Here is a 19,734-nt window from a genome sequence, read left to right on the forward strand (position 1 = left end):
ATTCAAACTCCAAAATGACAACTCACCGTCAATGGTGGCATAGCCTCACGCGGCGACTCCACGCGGGGCGTGCGCCCAAAATATTGGCCTGGTTGCTGGCAGGCTGGTTGTTGCTCTTGGCCTTGGGCTATTTTGTGGCGCCGCCGCTGGCCCGCTCGGTCTTGGCCGCGCAGCTGGGCAAGGCCTTGGGGCGTGATGTGGCCATTGAGCGTGTGGCGATCAATCCACTGAACTTGTCGGTGGATGTGATGGGCTTGTCCGTCAAAGACCGGGCTGGCGCTGAGCAGTTGGGCTTTGCGCAACTGCACATCGACCTGTCGAGCGCTTCTGTGGCGCAAGCGGGCATCGTGGTCGATGACATCCGTCTGCTGGCCCCGCGTGTGGCCATCACGCGCCTGGCCGATGGGCGCTACGACATCTCGGACTGGCTGGACCGCTGGGTCAGCGGAGCGCCAACCGACTCGGGCCCCCTGCCCCGCTTTTCACTGAACAACATCCAGATCACGGACGGCCAGTTCGTGTTCGACGACCGCCCCAAAGGGGTCCGGCACACGGCCTCGTCGGTGAAGTTCAGTTTGCCTTTCATCTCCAGCCTGCCTTACAAGTCCGATGTGTTTGTGTTGCCCGCCTTTTCGGCGGTGGTGGACGGCTCGCCGGTGGCGCTGCAGGGCCGCAGCCTGCCCTTTGCCAAGTCACACACCAGCGCGCTGAAGATCGACCTCGACAAGCTGGACTTGGCCCAGTTGCAAGCTTATTGGCCCAGCGACCTGCCCTTGCGCCTGAAATCGGGCCAGCTGGCCACCCGCTTGAGCTTGGACTTTGCCCATTTGCCCGATGGCGCGCCTTCGCTGAGCCTGAGCGGCTCGGCGCAATTGCAGGGGCTGGCCCTGACCGACGCGGCGGGCAAACCTTGGCTGGGTCTGGAATCGCTGGATGTGCACCTTGAAAAGTCCAGCCCCTTGCAACAGCGTTGGCTGCTGGCGCAATTGGACCTGCGAGGTTTGCGCCTGGGCCAAGAAGCCGCCGATGCGCCATTGCGGGTGCAAACCCTGTCGGCGCGGCAAGTGCAGGCCGACTTGCAGGCCCACCGCATCGATGCCGAGTCGCTGCAAGGCTCGGGCATCAAGGCGCGCATGGTCCGGTCTGCCGATGGCACTGTGGCTTGGTTGCCGGTGCTCGGCTCAAGCAGCTCTGCTGCGGGGGCGGCACCAGCCGACAAGTCGAGCCCTCCGATCTGGTCGGGCGTGCTCGGCCGCCTGAGCCTGGACGAAGTCGGGCTGCGCTTTGAAGACCGCACCTTGTCGCCGGTGGCGGTTCAAGAGCTGACACATGCGAGCTTGTCGGCCAAGCAACTGGACATCCACCCCGAGCACGAAAACACCTTGGCACTGAACGCCACGCTCAACCAGACCGGCCAAATCAAGGCCAGCGGATCGGTGCAGCTGCAGCCACTGGCCGTGCGTCTGGCGCTGGAAACCCAAGCTTTGCCGTTGGTGCCGATGCAAGGCTATGTGGCGCCCTACCTCAACACATCGATCGCGCAGGGCCTGTTGTCCAACAAGGGCACCCTGGAGATTCGCCAGCCTGCCGACAGGCTCTTGGCCAACTACAAGGGCGGGCTGACGCTGGGCCAGTTTCGCGCCGTGGACCAGGCCAACAGCGCGGATTTTTTGAGGTGGAAATCGCTGTACTTTGGCGAGGTGGACTTTCAGCTTGAACCCGCTCGGCTGAACATCGGCGAAATCGCCCTGTCCGACTTTTACTCGCGCTTGATCCTCAACCCGCAAGGGCGGCTCAACCTGGCCGACATTTTGCGTAATCCGGCCAGCCCCAGCGCCGATACACCAGCGAGCGCGCCAAGCAACGCAGGCAAGCCTGCCGCATCGACGCCCACAGCGGCGATGCCCATTCAAATCGCCAAAGTCACCCTGCAAAACGGGCGCGTGGATTTTTCGGACCGCTTCGTCAAGCCCAACTACTCGGCCACCGTGACCCATCTGGGCGGCAGCGTCAAGGGCTTGTCTTCAGCGCCCGACACGCTGGCCGATCTGGATCTGCGGGGCAACTACGCCAGCAATGCACCGGTGCAGATCAAGGCCCGCTTCAACCCGCTGACGGAGAAAAAGTTTCTGGACCTTCAGGCCAAAATTTCCGACATCGATATGGTCGATTTTTCGCCCTATTCGGGCAAATACGCGGGCTACAACATCAACAAGGGCAAGCTGTCCATGGACGCCACTTACAAGCTCCAGGACCGCCAGCTGACCGCACAAAACCGGCTCGTGATTGACCAGCTGACCTTTGGCGAGAAGGTGGAAAGCCCGGATGCCACCCAGTTGCCCGTGCAGCTGGCGATCTCTTTGCTCAAAAACAACCGGGGGCAAATCGACATCGAGTTGCCCATTGCAGGCTCTCTGGACGACCCGCAATTTTCCATCGGGGGTTTGATCTTCAAGGTCATCGGCAACCTGTTTGTCAAAGCCGTCACCGCCCCCTTTGCGCTGCTGGGCTCGCTATTTGGCGACAGCCAGGAGCTCTCGCAACTGAGCTTTGCACCGGGCCGCGCTGATTTGGACGAGACCGCTGTGCAAAAGCTGCAAACCTTGTCCAAAGCGATGCGCGAACGCGAGGGCTTGACCCTGGAGATCACGGCAGGCAGCGACAGCACCACAGACCCGGAAGGCCTCAAGCGGGCCTTGTTGGAGCGGACCGTGCTGAGCGAAAAACGCAAAGACATGACGCCATCGCAGCGCGACAAAACGCCCCTGGCAGACATGCGCCTGGACAGCAGCGACTACGCGACCTACCTGGCTCGCGCCTACCAACAGGCCAAGTTCCCCAAACCCCGCAACGTGCTGGGCCAGACCCAAGCGCTGCCGGTGGACGACATGGAAAAGCTGATGCTGGCCAACTTGTATGTGGGCGACGAAGAGTTGCGCGCCCTGGCCACACGCCGTGCGCAAGTGGTGCAAGGCTGGCTGTTGGCGCAAGGCCAAGTGCCCTTGGGCCGGATTTTCCTGCTGCCGGTCAAACTCGGCGCCTCCGCCATCGGCGCAGCGGATGCGGGCCACAACCGTGTGAATTTCTCTTTGCGCTGAGCGTTTCGCTCACTTTTGTACAAGCTTGTCTCTTTCATGGCCTTTTCTCTCGCTCACCCTGCCCACCACGAACTGGTCATCAAGAAAAGCCGCTTCATCGCCTGCGTGGAGCCCGTGGCCGACCGCGAGGAAGCGCAGGCCCGGGTGGCCCAGCTCAAGGCCGAGCACCCGGATGCCGCCCATGTGTGCTGGGCCTTGCTGGCCGGGGGGCAATCGGCCGCCAACGACGATGGCGAGCCCGGCGGCACCGCTGGCCGCCCCATGCTGGACGTGCTGCGGCACCAGGATCTGCAAGGGGTGATGGCTTCCGTGGTGCGTTACTTTGGCGGCGTCAAACTGGGCGCGGGCGGCTTGGTGCGGGCCTACACCGATGCTGTGGCCCAAGCGCTTTTGACGGCCGAAAAAATCCCCCTCATCAAACAGGCACAGCTGGCGTGCAGCGTGCCTTATGCGCTGGAGGGGCTGGTGCGGCGTGAAGTGGAGCTGGCCCAAGCGCAGCTGCAGGAGGTCTCGCATGGCAGTGTGGTCACCCTGCACTTTGCCCTGCCTGAGTCCGACGCCGCCGCCCTGATGCACCGCCTGAGCGAGAGCGGGCGCGGCCAACTGGTGTGGCTGGATGACGGCAACGCCCCCTGAGGCCCGGCACGGATAATCCCGTCATGCCAGATCAAGTGCCCCTGAACCAACCCCAGTCCAAAACCGACTTGTTCGTCTCCTTCACCGTCCTCGCGCTGCAAGGTTTCGGAGGTGTTTTGGCGGTCGTTCAGCGCGAGCTGGTCGAGAAAAAACGTTGGATGACACGTGAACAGTTCATCGAAGACTGGGCCGTGGCCCAAATCCTGCCCGGCCCGAATGTGATCAACCTCTCACTGATGATCGGTGGGCGTTACTTTGGCCTGGGGGGTGCATTGGCAGGCGTTGCGGGCATGCTGATGGCTCCGCTGGTGGTGGTCTTGCTCTTGGCCATGGTCTTCGGCAGCGTGTCGGATGCCGCTTGGGCCCAAGGTGCTTTGCGCGGCATGGGCGCTGTATCGGCGGGCTTGATTGCGGCAGTCGGACTCAAAATGATTGCGGCCTTGCGCGCGAACCCCATGGGCATGCCGGTCTGCATTGGCTTGGCTGCGGCCAGTTTTGTCGGTGTGGGTATTTTGCGATGGCCATTGGCCTCTGTGCTGCTGGGCACAGGCTTGGTGGCCTGCAGCTGGGCTTATTGGCAACTGGCCAAGCAAGCTTGGCCTGGAGCCCGCCCATGAACCCGGTGCTGCACTTGAGTGCCAGCGACTGGCTGGGCCTGTTCACGCATTTCACATCGCTGTCGCTGTTGGCTGTGGGCGGCGCCATCACCGCAGCGCCAGACATGCACCGCTACCTGGTGGATGAAACCCATTGGTTGAGCGATGCGCAGTTCACCTCATCGATTGCGCTGGCGCAAGCGGCACCAGGGCCCAATATTTTGTTCGTGGCGCTGATGGGCTGGAATCTGGGTCTGAATGCGGGCGCCGGGCTGGGCGGCGGCTGGATGAGTGTGGCAATGGCCAGTCTGGGTGTTCTGGTGACGATGCTGGGCATCATGCTGCCCTCTTCCATCCTGACCTACACCGCCACACGCTGGGCGCACCAGCACCGCGACAAGATCGGCATCCGGGCCTTCAAGTCGGGCATGGCGCCCATCGTGATCGCCTTGCTGCTGTCGACCGCATGGCTCTTGACGCTGACCCACAACCAGCCATCACGCGATTGGCCGCTGTATGTGCTGACGGCCCTGACCACCTTGGTGGTCTGGCGCACCAAGGTTCACCTGCTGTGGCTGATTGGTCTGGGCGCGCTGTTGGGCGGCCTGGGCTGGGTTTGAGCCGCCAATGGGTCAGCGTGGGTTCTCGAAGAACACCGAGTTGGTGTAATCGCTGATCTCGAAATACACCTTCTTTTCACCGTCATCGACCTGCATGTTCAGGTTTTCATCGAGCACGCCGTAGCCATAACGGTAAGCACGCGGCATTTTGTCGTCGGTACCCAAGGCGGTGCTGATCTTGTCCACTTTCAAAAAGCGGCGCACCACCTTTTCACCGGCATAGACCTCGAGCACGCCGTTGGTGCCGGTCCAGTTCTGGATGTCACGGCTGATCTTGTTTTGCTGCTCTTGGGTGCAGGCAGACAGCAAGCTGGCAGCGGCGACCGTCGTGATCAGCGCCATATGTTTGATTTTTTTGGACATGGAAAACTCCCTTGGATAAAGTTGGTTAAAAAACAGTCGAGGCTCAAGCCACCGACCTGCAAAATCAATCTGTCGGACCGCAGGTCAGCACTTGAGCGCCGACAAACAAGTCGACAAACTCGGTCAGGTGCGCTGGCGCAGCGCCTCGTACAGGCACACACCACTGGCGACCGACACGTTCAGGCTCTCGACCGCGCCGCGCATGGGGATGCTCACCAGCTCGTCGCAATTTTTTCGGGTCAACTGACGCATGCCGGGGCCTTCAGCACCCAGCACCAAAGCTGTGGGGCCTTTGAGGTCGCTTTGGTACACGGTGCGCGGCGCATCGCCGCTGGTGCCCACGATCCAGATGTTGCGCTCCTTGAGTTCGCCCAAAGTGCGCGCCAAGTTGGTGACCATGAAATAAGGCATGGTCTCGGCCGCGCCGCTGGCCACTTTGGCCACGGTCGCGTTGATGCCAGCGGCATGGTCTTTGGGCGCGATCACGGCGTGCGCCCCGGCGCCATCGGCCACACGCAGGCAAGCGCCCAGGTTGTGCGGATCGGTCACGCCGTCCAGCACCAAGAGCAATGGCGGGCCTTCGACGGTGTCGAGCAAATCGTCCAGCGAATGGTTTTGGGGCATGGGCGTGACCAAAGCCACCACGCCCTGATGGCCGTGACCACCAGCCAGTTTGGCCAGGCGCTCGCCGTCGGATTCGATCATGCGCATGCCCGAATCACGGGCCTTGTCGATGAACTGCCGCATGCGGGCATCGCGGCGGGTGACCTCAAAATGGATTTCGACGATGGATTGGGGGGCGATCTTGAGGCGAACGCCTACGGCATGGAAGCCGTACAGCACTTTGTGAGATGACATGCAGCGATTATCGTTGGTCCGCCACACCACCCTGGGTGGGCCGGGCAAACAGGTTTATCAGCGGGCCGCGGTGGATTCCGACAAGCGCCCCGCCTGAATGACCAGCACGCGCTCGCAGCGGGCGGCCAGTTGGCGGTCGTGGGTGACCAGCACCAAGGTCGTGCCTTGCTCGCGGTTGAGCGCAAACATCAGGTCCATGATGGCTTCGCCGGTGGCATGGTCCAGGCTGCCGGTGGGCTCGTCAGCCAAAAGCAAAGCCGGTTGCACCACAAAGGCTCGGGCCAGGGCCACGCGCTGCTGCTCGCCGCCCGACAGGACTTTGGGCAAGTGCTTGAGCCGCTCGCCCAAGCCCACGCGTTGCAGCATGGCCGTGGCAGTGCTGCGGGCGTCCGCGCGACCGGCCAGCTCCAGCGGCAGCATGACGTTTTCAAGCGCCGTCAAATTGGGCATGAGCTGAAAGCTCTGGAACACAAAGCCCACGTGCTGGGCCCGCACCGCAGCGCGTTGGTCTTCGCTCAAATCGAACATCGACTGCCCAGCCAACATGACTTGGCCCGTGCTGGGCGTGTCCAGCCCGGCCATGATGGCCAGCAGCGTGCTTTTGCCCGAGCCGGAAGCACCGACAATAGCGGCTGTTTCCCCCGCCAAAAGCGAGAAATCGATATCGCGCAAAATGTCCAGCGTACCGCTGGCGTCTTGCACGCTTTTGGAAACGCCACGAACGGCAATGATGGATTCAGGCATGCACACACCCTTGTTGAGACGACGCCACTTTACCTTGAGCCTGCTGGCCCTTGCCAGCCAGGGCTTTGGCGTGTCTGCGCAAGCGGCCAAAGCGGCGCGCATCCTGGTGGTCGGGGACTCGCTGAGCGCCGAATACGGCCTGACCCGTGGCACGGGCTGGGTGTATTTATTGCAGCAAAAGCTCCAGCAAGAGCGCCCGGGCACAGAAGTGGTCAACGCCAGCATCAGCGGTGACACCACATCGGGTGGGCGCTCGCGCTTGCCCGCCTTGCTACAAAAACACCAGCCCACGCATGTGATCATCGAGCTGGGCGGCAACGACGCCTTGCGCGGCCTGCCCTTGGGCATGACGCAAGACAACCTGCAGGCCATGACGCGCTTGGCCAAGAGCGCGGGCGCGCAGGTGCTGCTTTTGGGCATGCAGATGCCACCCAACTACGGCCCCGAGATGACGCGCCAATTTGCTGCCGTGTACAGCCAATTGGCCAAAAGCCAGAGCACGGGCCTGGTGCCTTTCTTTTTGCAAGGGGTCGGCGATGATGCCGAGCCCTTGAAGTGGTTTCAGGCCGACCGCATCCACCCCAATGAAGCCGCGCAAGCGCGCTTGCTGGCCAATGTCTGGCCCCAACTGAAGAAACAATTGAAATGAGCGTTCACCTGATTTCGGCCTTTGATGCCATGGCCAAACTGGACCAATTCGATGCCATCCTCGATGCACGGTCCGAGGGCGAGCATGCCGAAGACCACCTGCCCGGCGCCGAGAGTTGGCCGTCGCTCAACAACGAAGAACGCATCCGCGTGGGCACGCTCTACAAACAGGTCAGCCCGTTTGAAGCGCAAAAGATCGGCGCAGCGCTGGTGGCCAAGAACATCGCCCACCACATCGAAACCCGCGTGATGGACAAGCCCAGGAACTGGCAGCCCCTGATTTATTGCTGGCGCGGTGGCAAGCGCAGCAATTCGCTGGCGCTGATCCTGGGGCAAATTGGCTTCAAGGTGCACCTGATTGAAGGGGGCTACAAGGCTTTCCGCAAAGAGGTCATGGAAGACACGCCACGCCAGGCTCAGCGTTTGCAATTCCAGGTCTTGTGCGGCCCCACCGGCTCGGGCAAAACCCGCTTGCTGCAGGCGCTGACCCAAGAAGGCGCTCAGGTGCTGGATCTGGAAGCGATTGCGGTACACCGCAGCTCGGTGCTGGGTTTGATTCCTGGTCAGCCCCAGCCCACACAAAAAGCCTTTGACACCCAAGTGTGGGACGCGCTGCGCCGCTTTGACCCTGCGCGGCCCGTGTACGTCGAGGCCGAGAGCAAGAAAGTCGGCAATCTGACAGTGCCCGCCGAGTTGATGGTGGCCATGCGGGCCAGCCCCTGCATCCGCATGGAACTCTCACTTGAGAACCGGGTAGATCTGCTGATGGAAGACTATGCCTTCTTCACGCAAGACACGGCCTTTTTTGTGGACCGGCTGGAGCGCCTGGTCGCACTGCGTGGCAAAGCGGTGGTGGATGCCTGGAAAGAAAAGATTGCGCTGGGCCAAATGCGCGAGGTGGTGGCCGATTTGCTGAACCTGCATTACGACCCGGGCTATGAAACGTCCACAGGCAAGAATTTTGTGCATTACAACAAAGCCCCCGTGGTCGTGCCACAGAGTCATTCGCTGGCGCACATGCAGGCGCTGGCGCAGCAAATGGTGCAAGGCCGGGTCTGATCGACCTGCGGCCTGGTGCCTGAACTCAGGGGGCTGGGGCGTCTGGCGCAGGGGCTGCAGGATCTGCAGCGGGCGCCAGGCCGGAATCCTCCTCATCCAAGCCGTCGTCTGAAGGCGAGCCGGTTTTGCGTTCGGCTTTGGCTTTGAGTTTGTCCTCTTTTTTGCGTTTCTTGGCCAATTCTTTCTGGCGCTTTTCGAATCCGTAGTTGGGTGTGGCCAAGATGGCTCCTTTAATTTGAGCTGCCCAATGTAACAGCTTCCTGAACGCATTCTTCCCATTCAACGCTGCCACGGTAGGCGTGCCAGCTCGCATGACCCAGCCAAGGGCCCACCAAAATGATGCCCAAGCCCCATGGCCAGAGGGCGCCGACCACCAAAACGCTCAACACAAACCCCCACAGCAGCATGACCGCCATGTTGGAGAACACCACACGCATGCTGGTCAAGACGGCCGAAATGGCATCGGTGTCGCGGTCCAGGATCATGGGAATCGACACCACCGACAGGCCATAAACCAGCGCCGCGAAAAAGCCGCCCACAGCCAGATACACCATGACAAATTCGATGTTTTGCGGGTTGAACACCGCCTCCAGCACGCCAGTGGTCGATGGCATGCCGGTGTTGAAGAACACGGCAAACACCACCAGCGATGCCCGGCCCCACAGCAGCTCAAGCACCATCAACACCAAAACCAGCATGGCCATGCTGGGGATGTGATTGTCCCAGCAAGTCAAGGACGAGCCCAAGTCTGGCACAGCGCCCTGCTCTTTGCGGCGGCTGACCTCGTACAAACCCATGGCCAAAAAAGGCCCGACCAGCAGACAACCCGAAATCATTGACAGCGTGTATTCGGGCTTGTGTTTGAAGACCAGCGCCAGGATCTGCGCCATGACAAAAAAGCTGACCCCATAAAACAGCGCGATGCCGGGGTGACTGAACAGATCTTTCCAGCCCAGATCCAGCCAACGAAACGGCGCAGCCAGGCTCAAAGGCCGCATGCGGGCGCGAGGACCTTCGGCAGGCGGCGGCACATAGGGTTGCGCCATGGTGGGCAATGCCGAATCATGGGCGTCTGTAGGGTCGGAAGTTGAAGCGTTGGAATTCATGGCGCGCCAGTCAGTCAAATTGAAAACCAGAGTACCCTCGATCGCGCCTGTTGAACATTCAGGAAACTACCGAACGCCTACCTTCAAACAGGTAAGGCTGTGGATTCAAGCCACGGGCAAATGGGCTGCGGCCGAGCGCTGCAGGTCTTCACGCAAATCGCCAACAGCTTCCAGGCCCACAGAAAAACGCACCAACGTGCCGGGCTGCAAATGTTCAGGCTGGTGTTGGCGCATGCGCTGGATCTCGTAGGGCATGACCAGGCTGACCGGGCCGCCCCAGCTGTAGCCGATCTTGAACAGCTTCAGACCATCGCAAAACGCGTCCACCTGCGCCTGGCTGTAACGGGCATCGATCATCACGCTGAACAAGCCTGCCGCCAGGCCCGAGCCCTGACCACACAGACGCTGCCAATGGGCATGCCCCGGCGCACCGGCCATGGCCGGATGCAGCACTTGCGCGCACTGCGGCTGATCTTGCCACCAGGAGGCCAAGGCGCGAGCCGACTGGTCATGGGCGACGTAGCGCAAGGCCATGCTGGGCAAGGAGCGCAGCACCGTTTCTGCGTCGTTGGCCCCCACGCCCAAGCCCAGCCGCATGTGGCACAGCTTGATTTTCAGGTGCAGCGCCGCATCGCGCGTGACGATGCTGCCCATGAGCACATCGCCACCGCCGCTGGGGTATTTGGTCAGTGCATGGGCGCTGATGTCCACACCCAGCTGGCCATCGCGCAGCAAGTCAAAGGGCTGAAACGCCAGACCCGCGCCCCAGGTGTTGTCGAGGGCACAAAGCACGCCTTTGGCCTTGCAGCGGCGCACCAATTCGGGCAAATCCGGAAACTCCATGCTGACCGAGCCTGGCGCTTCCAACCAAACCAACCGGGTCCGCTCATTCAAGCGGGCCGACAAGTCTTCGGGGTTCATCGGGTCGTAATACTGGTGCGTGATGCCGTAATGGTGCAACTCGCCTTCGGCCAAGGCTTTGTTGGGGCCGTAAGCGTTGTCGGGCATCAGGACTTCATCGCCTGTTTTCAGCAAGGCGAGTGCCACGGTGGCCAAGGCCGCCAAACCACTGGGCACCAACAGGCATTGCGCACCCCCTTCCAGCGCACACAAACGCTCTTCCAGCGTGTAGGTGGTGGGTGTGCCATGCAGGCCGTAGGTGTAGGCCGATTTGTCTTTCCACTCAAACTGCCGCATCGCGGCCACGGAGGGGAAGTAAACCGTGGAGGCTTTGAACACGCCAGGCTGCGGCGCCGCAAAGCCGGCAGGCGGCACATAAGGGTGGTGGATCAAGCCAGTGACATCGGGGGCTGCATGCTTTTCATTCATGGGCCGATCCTAAAGCAAACAGCCTCCCGAAGGAGGCTGTTGCGATCATCCAAAGCGTGGACTCAGACTTTCCACTTTTCAATCAGTTTCTCGGGGCGCATGCTGTCATACGGCTCGAAAGGCTGGTGAATCCAGGGGTTGGTCGGCAGGTCTTCGATCGAGTAGTCGGGCTTGAACGTGGACACGCCTTTGGTCCAGATCACGGCAGAGCGCAGCTCGGTGATGGGCTTGTAGTTGTTTTTCAACTGGTCCACCACAGCGCGCAGGGTGTGGCCGGTGTCGGCCAGGTCGTCCACCAGCAGCACGCGGCCAGCGATCTCGCCCTTGGGGGTGGTGATGAAACGGGCGATGTCCAGGTGGCCCTGCACCGTGCCTGCGTCGGCGCGGTAGGAGCTGGTGGACATGATGGCCAAAGGCTTGTCGAACACGCGCGACAAGATGTCGCCGGGGCGCATGCCACCACGGGCCAGGCACAAGATGGTGTCGAATTCCCAGCCGGATTGGTGGATCTTGATGGCGAGCTTTTCGATGAGGTTGTGGTACTCGTCGTAGCTCACGTACAGGTGCTTGCCGTCTTCGGTCAACATGGGGTCACTCCAGTCAAAGGTTCTGTGAAGGTTTGAAAATTCAGGCCGCAGCGCTTAAGCGCTGAAGGGGTTGTGCAACAAGATCGTGTGGTCACGGTCCGGGCTGGTGGACACCATGTGAACGGGCACGCCGGTCACTTCTGCAATGCGGGCCAGGTATTGGCGGGCATTGGCGGGCAGCTTGTTCAGGTCGGTCACACCCACGGTGGTTTCTGTCCAGCCGGGGATCACTTCATAAATGGGCTTGCAACGGGCGATCTCGTCAGCGCCCATGGGCAGGATATCAATCACTTCGCCGTCCAGTTCGTAGCCAGTGCACAGCAGCAATTCTTTCAGGCCATCGAGCACATCCAGCTTGGTGATGCACAGACCTGTGAGGCCGTTGACTTGTGCGCTGCGCTTGAGCAAGGCGGCGTCAAACCAGCCGCAACGTCGGGCACGGCCTGTGGTGGTGCCTTTTTCAGCGCCGACGGTGGCCATGTGATAGCCCGGCGTGCCTTCGGTCTCCCAATCGAGTTCCGTCGGGAATGGGCCGCCACCCACGCGTGTGCAATAGGCTTTGGTGATGCCGAGGATGTAATGCAACATGCCAGGGCCCACGCCCGAGCCTGCAGCGGCGTTGCCCGCCACACAGTTGCTGGATGTGACAAAGGGGTAAGTGCCGTGGTCAACGTCGAGCAAGGTGCCCTGCGCGCCTTCAAACAACAAATTGGCGCCTGCTTTGTGGGCGTCGTTCAATTCGCGGGAGACATCTGCCACCATGGGCAGCAGCGCTTTGGCATAGGCCATCGCTTCGTTGTAGGTGGCGTCAAAGTCCACAGGCGCTGCGCCCAGGAAGTTGACCAACACATGGTTGTGCAAAGCCAGGTTCTCGCGCAGCTTGGTGGCAAAGCGCTCAGGGTATTTCAAGTCCTGCACGCGGATGGCGCGGCGGGCAACTTTGTCTTCGTAGGCAGGGCCAATGCCTCGACCGGTGGTGCCGATCTTGGCGGTGCCGGCTTTTTCCTTGGCCGCTTCACGGGCCACATCGAGGGCCACGTGGTAAGGCAAGATCAATGGGCAAGCATCGCTCACGCGCAGACGCGAACGCACTTCGACACCGGCTTTCTCAAGACCCGCGATTTCTTCGAGCAGCTTGGGCACCGACAACACCACACCGTTGCCGACGTAGCACTTGACGCCTGCGCGCATGATGCCGCTGGGGATCAGGTGCAAGGCGGTTTTCACGCCGTTGATCACCAAGGTGTGCCCTGCGTTATGACCGCCTTGAAAACGGACCACACCTTGCGCGGTTTCGGTCAGCCAATCGACCAGTTTGCCTTTGCCTTCGTCACCCCACTGGGTGCCCACGACGACCACGTTACGGCCTTGCGTCTTGTTCATGCTTGAAATGTTCTTTCTCAAAGAGCCTGTACCAACCACTGCCCGGCCGCTTCAACGAGTTCGCGGTCGCAATGGAATTCATCAACTTCACTTTCGTGGCCCGGCAGGACGCACACCACGGTCTCGCCACGGCTGCGCAGACCGGCAATGGCCTCACGCAAAGCGGGTGAGTTGCCCCAAGGGGCACGAATGGCGGCGCGCAAAGCCAGGGGCGCAACGGCAGACACCAATTCTTTCAGATCGAGGCTGAAGCCCACTGCCGGACGGTCGCGCTCGATGCGGTGACCGAACACGGCGCCCACGCCGTCGTAACGGCCACCTCGGGCCAAGGCATCGGATGCGCCTTTGGCATAAATGGCAAAGCGCATGCCGCTGTAATAGGCATAACCACGCGAGTCGCCCAGATCAAAGCTGATGGCCACGCCCGGGATCTGCTCGGCCAACCAACGCAACTGCGCCAAGGCTTGGGTGATGGCTGGGGTTGCGGGCAAACGCTGGGCCGCTTCGGCCAGCACGCTCACATCGCCATACAAACCCACCAAGGCCAGCAAGCCTTGTCGGCTGTCGGCAGAGAAATCGGCCGTCAGCTGGGCCAGCTTGGAGGCGTCTTTGGTGGCCAAGGCGGCATGGATGTCGTGGCGCACGGCCTCGGACATGGCTTGGCCTTCGAGCAAACTGCCCACGATGCGGGCGTCTGCCAAATCGACTTGCAAATCGCTCACGCGCGCAGCGCGCAGGCAATCGAGCGTCAATTGCAAAATTTCCAAATCGGCTTCGGGACCGGCATGACCGTAAATCTCGGCGCCCAGCTGCAGGGGTTCGCGCGTGGCGTGCGGGCGCGCAGGACGGGTGTGCAAAACCGGGCCGCAATAGCAAAGACGGGTCAAACCCGAGCGGCCAAGCAAATGGGCGTCGATGCGGGCCACCTGGGGGGTGGTGTCGGCGCGCAAGCCCAGTGTGCGACCTGAGAGCTGGTCCACCAGCTTGAAGGTTTGCAAGTCGAGGGCTTCTCCCGTGCCGGTCAGCAGGGATTCCAAATGCTCCAGCAGCGGCGGCATGACCAGCTCGTAGCCATAGCCACGGGCGGTGTCGAGCAGTTCGCGACGGAGTTCTTCGATGTGACGAGCCTCGGAAGGCAAGACATCGGCAATGTGATCCGGGAGGACCCAAGCAGACATGGGATTGGAGGGGGACGGTTAAAACAGGGATTTTACCGGCTTGCAGGCCGGTTTTCTGCCCAAGGCGTCAGGAAACCCACCAAAGCAACAACAAGCCTGCGAAGACCATGAACAGTCCGAAAAAACGGATTTGCCCATCTTGCAGCTGCAAAAGCTGCTCAAACAGGCGCCGCCAGCGCAGCGGCGAGACCATGGGCATCAAGCCCTCCAGGATGAGCATCAGGCCCAAAGCCAGCAGGAGGGTTTGACTCAAGACTTACTTTCTGGGCGAAGTGCCCGCACCAGCCGAGCTGCGCATGGCCTTGAAAAAGTCGGAGCTTGCCGGGTCGAGCACCATCACATCGGACTTGCTGGCGAAGGTGGTTTTGTACGACTCGAGGCTGCGGTAGAACTGCGCAAACTGCGGGTCGCGGCCAAAAGACTCGGCATAAATGCGGGCGGCTTGGGCATCGCCCTGCCCTTTGATCTTTTGGGCTTCACGGTAAGCATTGGCCACGGCGACTTCACGTTGACGGTCAGCATCGGCGCGGATTTTTTCACCTTCAGCGCCGCCGGTGGAGCGCAACTCGTTGGCCACGCGCTTGCGCTCGGCCTCCATGCGGCGGTAAACCGATTCGGTGATGGTGTCCACATAATCGGCACGGGTGATCCGCACATCGACCACATCGACGCCCCAGGGCTTGCTGCCCTTGACGACTTCCAGCACGGCGCGCTTGACATCCTCCATCAATGCTTCACGCTTGAGAGACAACAATTCCTTGACGGTGTGTTTGTTGATTTCTTCTTGGAAAGCATTGCGCACCACGCGGTTGAGCTGATTGGCACCCGACTTTTCATCGAGACCCACGTTGCGGATGTACGCTTGTGGATCGCTGATGCGCCAACGCACATACCAGTCGACCACCACACGCTGCTTCTCCGCGGTCAGCATGGGCTCATTGTCAGGACTGTCAAGCGTCAACAAACGCTTGTCGATGTAATTGACGTTTTGCAAGGGCGGCGGCAACTTGAAGTGCAGACCGGGCTCGGTGATCACTTCCTTGATTTGACCCAAGGCATAGACGACACCAAACTGGCGCTGATCGACCACAAACACGGTCGAGCTGAGCAGCGCGAACGCCACGAAAAGGCTGGATATCCAAAATCCAATGCGGTTCATGTCAAATGTCCTTATCGTGGATCGCGTTCGCGTGTGCGCATGGCATCACGTGAACGGCTGTCAGGGGTGGCAACCGGCGCCACGGTGGTGGCGGGCAATGGCGTTTCGACAGAAGCAGAAGGCGTCTGAGCAACTTGTTGCATGATTTTGTCCAAAGGCAAATACAACATGTTTGACCCTTGTTTGCTGTCCACAAGCACCTTGGTCACGCTGCTGTAAATCTGCTGCATGGTGTCGGTGTAGAGGCGATCGCGCATGACCTGCGGTGCCTTTTGGTACTCCGGCAGGATCGACTTGAAGCGCTGGGCATCGCCTTCGGCTTGCGCAACGATCTTCTCGCGGTAAGCATCGGCCTCTTCCTTCAGGCGAGATGCGGCACCTACTGCACGGGGAATCACGTCGTTGGCGTAGGCCTGTGCTTCGTTTTTGGCGCGCTCGCGCTCCTGACCTGCTTTGAGAACATCGTCAAACGCCGCTTGAACTTGCTCGGGTGGGCGCACGCCACCTTGCTGCAAGTTGATGCTGACCACTTCAATGCCCACTTTGTAGCGGTCAAGGATGGATTGCATTTTTTCACGCACCCGGGGCGCAATTTGGTCCCGCTCCTCAGCCAAGGCGGAGTCCATTTTCATTTTGCCCACCACCTCACGCACGGCTGTCTCAGCAGACTGCACCACAGCCTCGGTGGGGTTTTTGCTTTCAAACAAGTAGGCCCGGGCATCGTTCAAGCGGTACTGCACTGCAAACTTGATTTCAACGATGTTTTCGTCTTCGGTCAGCATGGCCGACTCGCGCAAGCCCGTGGCCTTGATCACCGTATCACGGCCGATGTCGACCGATCGGATTTGAGACACATAGACCAGTTCATGGCGCTGCAAGGGATATGGCATGCGCCAGTTGAAACCGGCCCCCACCGTGGATTTGTATTTGCCAAACTGGGTAATGACCGCTTGTTGACCTTCCTGGACGATGAAAAAGCCTGTGCCAAGCCAAACCAACAAGGCTGCAGCCACGATCACACCCAAACCCAGGTTTTTCACAAAACCAGGCAAACCAGGACCGCCGGCAGAACCACCGCCGCCGCCCTGAGGACTTTGTGAGCCCCCCTTGCCACCAAACATCTGGCCCAGCTTGCGGTTGAAATCACGCCACAATTCGTCGAGATCAGGTGGGCCGCTGCTTTGCGGATTGCCTCGGCCGGGTGGATTTTGCGGCCAGCCATCGGGCTTTTGACCCGTCGGTGGTGGCGTATCACCGCTGGGTTTTGAGCCCGTGTCGCTTGGCGACTTGTTGTCGTCGTCGCGCCCCCATCGGGGGTCATTCAAATTGAACATGCCGCGGATCTTTGCAGGCAGCAAGGACCATCGCAGGGTTGGCAGTTGAAAATTCATGGTGAAGTGTCTTTGTCAGAATGACGAATCCGCATTGTGCCGAATTCAGGAGGCTTTCAAGCCAGATCACCCGGATATTCCCGGGTCATGTCACGGGGATCTACTGGCTCGACCACCGCAGGCGGCAAAGCCGTTGTGACAATGCCAGACAAAGCCGTGCGCAACACATCCAGGCCTTTGCCCGATTTGGCGCTCACGAACACGCGCTGCACAGGCTGGCCATCGAGTTCATAACTGTCTTGCAGTTGCAAGGGGTAGCGCTCGGCATCCAGCGCATCGAGCTTGTTGAACACCAGCAATTGCGGCACCGTGTCGGCACCGATCTCGGCCAGCACTTTTTGCACCTCGGCCATCTGCTCCGGAAAATCCGGGTTGGCCGCATCGACCACATGGAGCAACAAATCGGCTTCGGTGGCTTCTTGCAAGGTGGCCTGAAAGGCCTCCACCAATCCGTGCGGCAGATCACGGATGAAGCCCACGGTATCGGACAAAGAAACCGAGCGACCGGCCTCACCCAGATACAGCTGGCGGGTGGTGGTGTCCAACGTGGCGAACAACTGATCGGCGGCATATGCACGCGCTTTAACCAAAGCGTTGAACAAGGTGGACTTGCCCGCGTTCGTGTAGCCGACCAAGGAAATGTTGAAGGTGTCGCGCCGCTCACGCTGGCGGCGCTGTGTGTTGCGCTGCTTCTTGACCTTGACCAAGCGCTCCTTGGTGCGCTTGATGGCCTCGCCAATCATGCGGCGATCCAGCTCGATCTGCGTCTCGCCTGGGCCGCCGCGCAAACCGATACCGCCAGTTTGGCGCTCCAGGTGCGACCAACGGCGCACCAGCCGAGTGCTCAGGTATTGCAGTTTGGCCAGCTCTACTTGCAGCTTGCCTTCGTGGCTGCGAGCGCGCTGCGCGAAGATTTCCAGAATCAACAAGGTCCGGTCATTCACCGGCAAGCCCATGTGGCGCTCCAGATTGCGCTGCTGCGCGGGGCTCAGAGCTTGGTCAAACAGCACCTCTTTGGCGCCATGCATCAGGGCCAATTCCTTGATTTCATCGGCTTTGCCACTGCCCACAAACAAGGCAGGATCGGGGGCTTTGCGTTTGCAGGTCAGGCGTGCCACCGGCTTCAAGCCACCGGACTCGGCCAACAGCCCAAGCTCTTGCAACTCGGCATCGAAATGCGGCAGCCCAAAGTCAACGCCGACCAATAAGGTCGGCGCAGGCTGTTTGAAGGAAGTTTCAGACAATGTCAGGAAGCACCAGTGGCCCGATCAGGCCAGCCGGGCAGATCAAGCGGTGATTTCGCCTTCGCCGGGCGTGTTGAAAGTCACAGAACGGCCGGGAACAATGGTCGAGATGGCGTGTTTGTAAACCATCTGGGTCACGGTGTTGCGCAACAAAACCACATATTGGTCGAACGATTCGATCTGGCCTTGCAGTTTGATGCCGTTGACCAGGTAAATCGAGACCGGCACATGCTCGCGACGCAGTGCGTTCAAGAAGGGGTCTTGCAGAAGTTGGCCTTTGTTGCTCACGATATTCTCCGTGTTCAGAAGTTATAAAGTTGTGACCTTACCACAGGCTCGGTCGGTGCTTTTTGAAAAAACCCAAAACCACAAAATTCAAGCGGCATCTTTGTTGGCGTATGGGTTGTTGGCTGTTTTCATTTCAATGCGCAAGGGCGTGCCTGACAAATCAAACGCCTTGCGGAAACGCCCTTCCAGGAAGCGCTTGTAGGACTCGGTGACGTGCTCAAGCGAGTTGCCGTGGATCACGATCACCGGCGGGTTCATGCCGCCTTGGTGCGCATAACGCATTTTGGGACGGAACATGCCACCGCGCTGTGGGCTTTGGAACTGAACGGCTTCCAAGAGCAAACGCGTCAGGATTGGGGTGCTCATCTTGACCATGGCCGACTTGTGCGCTTTGGTGATCGACGTCCACACCGGGCCCAGGCCTTGGCGCTTTTTGGCCGAAATGAAATGCATGTTGGCAAAACTCAGAAACGGCAAACGCGTTTCAATGGATCGCTGCACCAGCTGGCGCTGGTACTCGTCTACCGCATCCCATTTGTTGACGGCCAGCACCATGGCGCGACCACTCTCCAGGGCAAAGCCTGCGATGTGGGCGTCCTGGTCTGTCACGCCCTGCTCTGCGTCCAGCAGCAGCAAAACCACGTTGGCCGACTCAACCGCTTGCAGGGTTTTGACCACCGAGAACTTTTCGATGGCTTCGAACACCTTGCCTTTGCGGCGCAGACCGGCTGTATCGATCAATTCAAACTTCTGACCGTCACGCTCAAAAGGCACACTGATCGCGTCACGTGTGGTGCCCGGCATGTCGAACGCCACCAAGCGCTCTTCGCCCAGCCAGGTGTTGATCAGGGTGGACTTGCCCACGTTGGGGCGCCCTGCCACCGCCAGCTTGATGATGGTTTTGTCTTCTTCGGTTTCTTCGGGGTCTTCGGGCAGGTTCAGTGGCTCCAGTGCCAGATCCACCAGGCCTCGAATACCCTGTCCGTGCGCAGCAGAGATGGCCAAGACCTCGCCCAAGCCAAGCTCATAAAACTCTGTGATCTGGATGCCTTCGAGCATGCCTTCGGCCTTGTTGGCCACCAGCAAGCAGGGCTTGCCAATCTTTCTCAGGTATTTGGCGATGTCGTGGTCTTGCGCGGACAAACCACCGCGTGCGTCGACCACAAAAATGACCACATCCGCCTCGGCGACCGCTTGCTGGGTCTGCTTGGCCATTTCCTTGTAGATACCGCTGCTGGCATCGGGCTCGAAGCCGCCCGTGTCGATCACGATGTATTCATGCTTGCCCTGCTTGCCCTGGCCGTAGTGACGGTCACGGGTCAAGCCTGCAAAATCGGCCACGATGGCATCCCGGCTCTTGGTGAGTCGGTTGAACAGCGTGGATTTGCCCACATTGGGGCGGCCCACCAGGGCCAAAACGGGTTTCACTTAAAAATTTTCCGATCCA

Annotated in this window: 21 protein-coding genes; 6 read left to right on the plus strand and 15 right to left on the minus strand. The window is 60.4% G+C overall.

Annotation, left to right across the window (positions count from 1 at the left end; genetic code table 11):
- Positions 1-14 precede the first annotated feature (14 nt).
- The 4 genes from B9Z43_RS03275 to B9Z43_RS03290 are packed head-to-tail and all read left to right on the plus strand — an operon-like array spanning position 15 to position 4,950.
- The gene (locus B9Z43_RS03275) at positions 15-3,098 is read left to right on the plus strand and encodes a DUF748 domain-containing protein (protein ID WP_108322691.1); all 3,084 of its coding nucleotides are present in this window, start codon (positions 15-17) and stop codon (positions 3,096-3,098) included.
- Between the two features lie 36 nt (positions 3,099-3,134).
- Positions 3,135-3,734, plus strand: coding sequence for a YigZ family protein (locus B9Z43_RS03280; protein WP_108323226.1), 600 nt, complete (start codon positions 3,135-3,137; stop codon positions 3,732-3,734).
- A 23-nt stretch (positions 3,735-3,757) separates the two neighbouring features.
- The gene (locus B9Z43_RS03285) at positions 3,758-4,351 is read left to right on the plus strand and encodes a chromate transporter (protein WP_108322692.1); all 594 of its coding nucleotides are present in this window, start codon (positions 3,758-3,760) and stop codon (positions 4,349-4,351) included.
- Entirely contained in the window at positions 4,348-4,950 is a 603-nt protein-coding gene (locus B9Z43_RS03290; RefSeq protein WP_108322693.1) for a chromate transporter, read from the plus strand. The genes B9Z43_RS03285 and B9Z43_RS03290 overlap by 4 nt, the downstream gene beginning before the upstream one ends.
- A gap of 12 nt (positions 4,951-4,962) precedes the next feature.
- Here B9Z43_RS03290 and B9Z43_RS03295 read toward each other — a convergent pair whose 3' ends face one another.
- The 3 genes from B9Z43_RS03295 to B9Z43_RS03305 all read right to left on the minus strand — a co-directional run bounded on the left by B9Z43_RS03295 (position 4,963) and on the right by B9Z43_RS03305 (position 6,915).
- Complete coding sequence (locus tag B9Z43_RS03295) at positions 4,963-5,313, minus strand: hypothetical protein (protein WP_108322694.1); 351 nt, start codon at positions 5,311-5,313, stop codon at positions 4,963-4,965.
- 123 nt (positions 5,314-5,436) lie between these two features.
- Positions 5,437-6,171 carry a 23S rRNA (guanosine(2251)-2'-O)-methyltransferase RlmB gene (gene rlmB, locus B9Z43_RS03300; protein WP_108323228.1) on the minus strand — a complete coding sequence of 245 codons (735 nt, stop codon included), beginning with the start codon at positions 6,169-6,171 and terminating at the stop codon, positions 5,437-5,439.
- Between the two features lie 57 nt (positions 6,172-6,228).
- Positions 6,229-6,915: an ABC transporter ATP-binding protein gene (locus B9Z43_RS03305; protein ID WP_108322695.1), complete on the minus strand. Its 687-nt coding sequence runs from the start codon at positions 6,913-6,915 to the stop codon at positions 6,229-6,231.
- Here B9Z43_RS03305 and B9Z43_RS03310 point away from each other — a divergent pair.
- Positions 6,914-7,564, plus strand: a complete 651-nt coding sequence (locus tag B9Z43_RS03310; RefSeq protein WP_108322696.1) for an arylesterase — start codon at positions 6,914-6,916, stop codon at positions 7,562-7,564. The two genes, B9Z43_RS03305 and B9Z43_RS03310, sit on opposite strands and share 2 nt — an antisense overlap.
- Complete coding sequence (gene mnmH / locus B9Z43_RS03315) at positions 7,561-8,622, plus strand: tRNA 2-selenouridine(34) synthase MnmH (protein WP_108322697.1); 1,062 nt, start codon at positions 7,561-7,563, stop codon at positions 8,620-8,622. Before B9Z43_RS03310 ends, mnmH begins: the two co-directional genes overlap by 4 nt.
- Before the next feature lie 25 nt (positions 8,623-8,647).
- On the opposite strand, the gene B9Z43_RS03320 is transcribed toward mnmH, so the two are convergent.
- The 12 genes from B9Z43_RS03320 to der form a co-directional block, all read right to left on the minus strand.
- Positions 8,648-8,842: a hypothetical protein gene (locus B9Z43_RS03320; protein WP_108322698.1), complete on the minus strand. Its 195-nt coding sequence runs from the start codon at positions 8,840-8,842 to the stop codon at positions 8,648-8,650.
- 10 nt (positions 8,843-8,852) lie between these two features.
- A complete protein-coding gene (locus B9Z43_RS03325; RefSeq protein WP_108322699.1) occupies positions 8,853-9,728 on the minus strand; it encodes a DUF2189 domain-containing protein in 876 nt (291 codons plus the stop codon).
- Positions 9,729-9,833: 105 nt separating this feature from the next.
- Positions 9,834-11,057 (minus strand): PLP-dependent transferase, encoded by a 1,224-nt coding sequence (locus B9Z43_RS03330; protein ID WP_108322700.1) that lies wholly within the window; start codon positions 11,055-11,057, stop codon positions 9,834-9,836.
- A 62-nt stretch (positions 11,058-11,119) separates the two neighbouring features.
- Complete coding sequence (locus tag B9Z43_RS03335; protein WP_108322701.1) at positions 11,120-11,644, minus strand: phosphoribosyltransferase; 525 nt, start codon at positions 11,642-11,644, stop codon at positions 11,120-11,122.
- 54 nt (positions 11,645-11,698) lie between these two features.
- Complete coding sequence (locus tag B9Z43_RS03340) at positions 11,699-13,027, minus strand: adenylosuccinate synthase (protein WP_108322702.1); 1,329 nt, start codon at positions 13,025-13,027, stop codon at positions 11,699-11,701.
- 17 nt (positions 13,028-13,044) lie between these two features.
- Positions 13,045-14,205, minus strand: coding sequence for an ATP phosphoribosyltransferase regulatory subunit (locus B9Z43_RS03345; RefSeq protein WP_108322703.1), 1,161 nt, complete (start codon positions 14,203-14,205; stop codon positions 13,045-13,047).
- 67 nt (positions 14,206-14,272) lie between these two features.
- Positions 14,273-14,458, minus strand: coding sequence for a DUF2065 domain-containing protein (locus tag B9Z43_RS03350; protein ID WP_108322704.1), 186 nt, complete (start codon positions 14,456-14,458; stop codon positions 14,273-14,275).
- A gap of 3 nt (positions 14,459-14,461) precedes the next feature.
- On the minus strand, positions 14,462-15,364 hold the full coding sequence (hflC, locus tag B9Z43_RS03355) for a protease modulator HflC (protein WP_108322705.1): 903 nt from the start codon (positions 15,362-15,364) through the stop codon (positions 14,462-14,464).
- A gap of 11 nt (positions 15,365-15,375) precedes the next feature.
- Positions 15,376-16,755, minus strand: coding sequence for an FtsH protease activity modulator HflK (gene hflK, locus B9Z43_RS03360; protein ID WP_108322706.1), 1,380 nt, complete (start codon positions 16,753-16,755; stop codon positions 15,376-15,378).
- A 56-nt stretch (positions 16,756-16,811) separates the two neighbouring features.
- Positions 16,812-17,999, minus strand: a complete 1,188-nt coding sequence (hflX, locus tag B9Z43_RS03365) for a GTPase HflX (RefSeq protein WP_108322707.1) — start codon at positions 17,997-17,999, stop codon at positions 16,812-16,814.
- A 42-nt stretch (positions 18,000-18,041) separates the two neighbouring features.
- Complete coding sequence (gene hfq / locus B9Z43_RS03370; protein WP_108322708.1) at positions 18,042-18,305, minus strand: RNA chaperone Hfq; 264 nt, start codon at positions 18,303-18,305, stop codon at positions 18,042-18,044.
- A gap of 69 nt (positions 18,306-18,374) precedes the next feature.
- Positions 18,375-19,715, minus strand: a complete 1,341-nt coding sequence (der, locus tag B9Z43_RS03375; RefSeq protein WP_108322709.1) for a ribosome biogenesis GTPase Der — start codon at positions 19,713-19,715, stop codon at positions 18,375-18,377.
- Positions 19,716-19,734: the final 19 nt, after the last annotated feature.

It is taken from the genome of Limnohabitans sp. MMS-10A-192, assembly GCF_003063335.1.
GTDB lineage: Bacteria > Pseudomonadota > Gammaproteobacteria > Burkholderiales > Burkholderiaceae_C > Limnohabitans_A.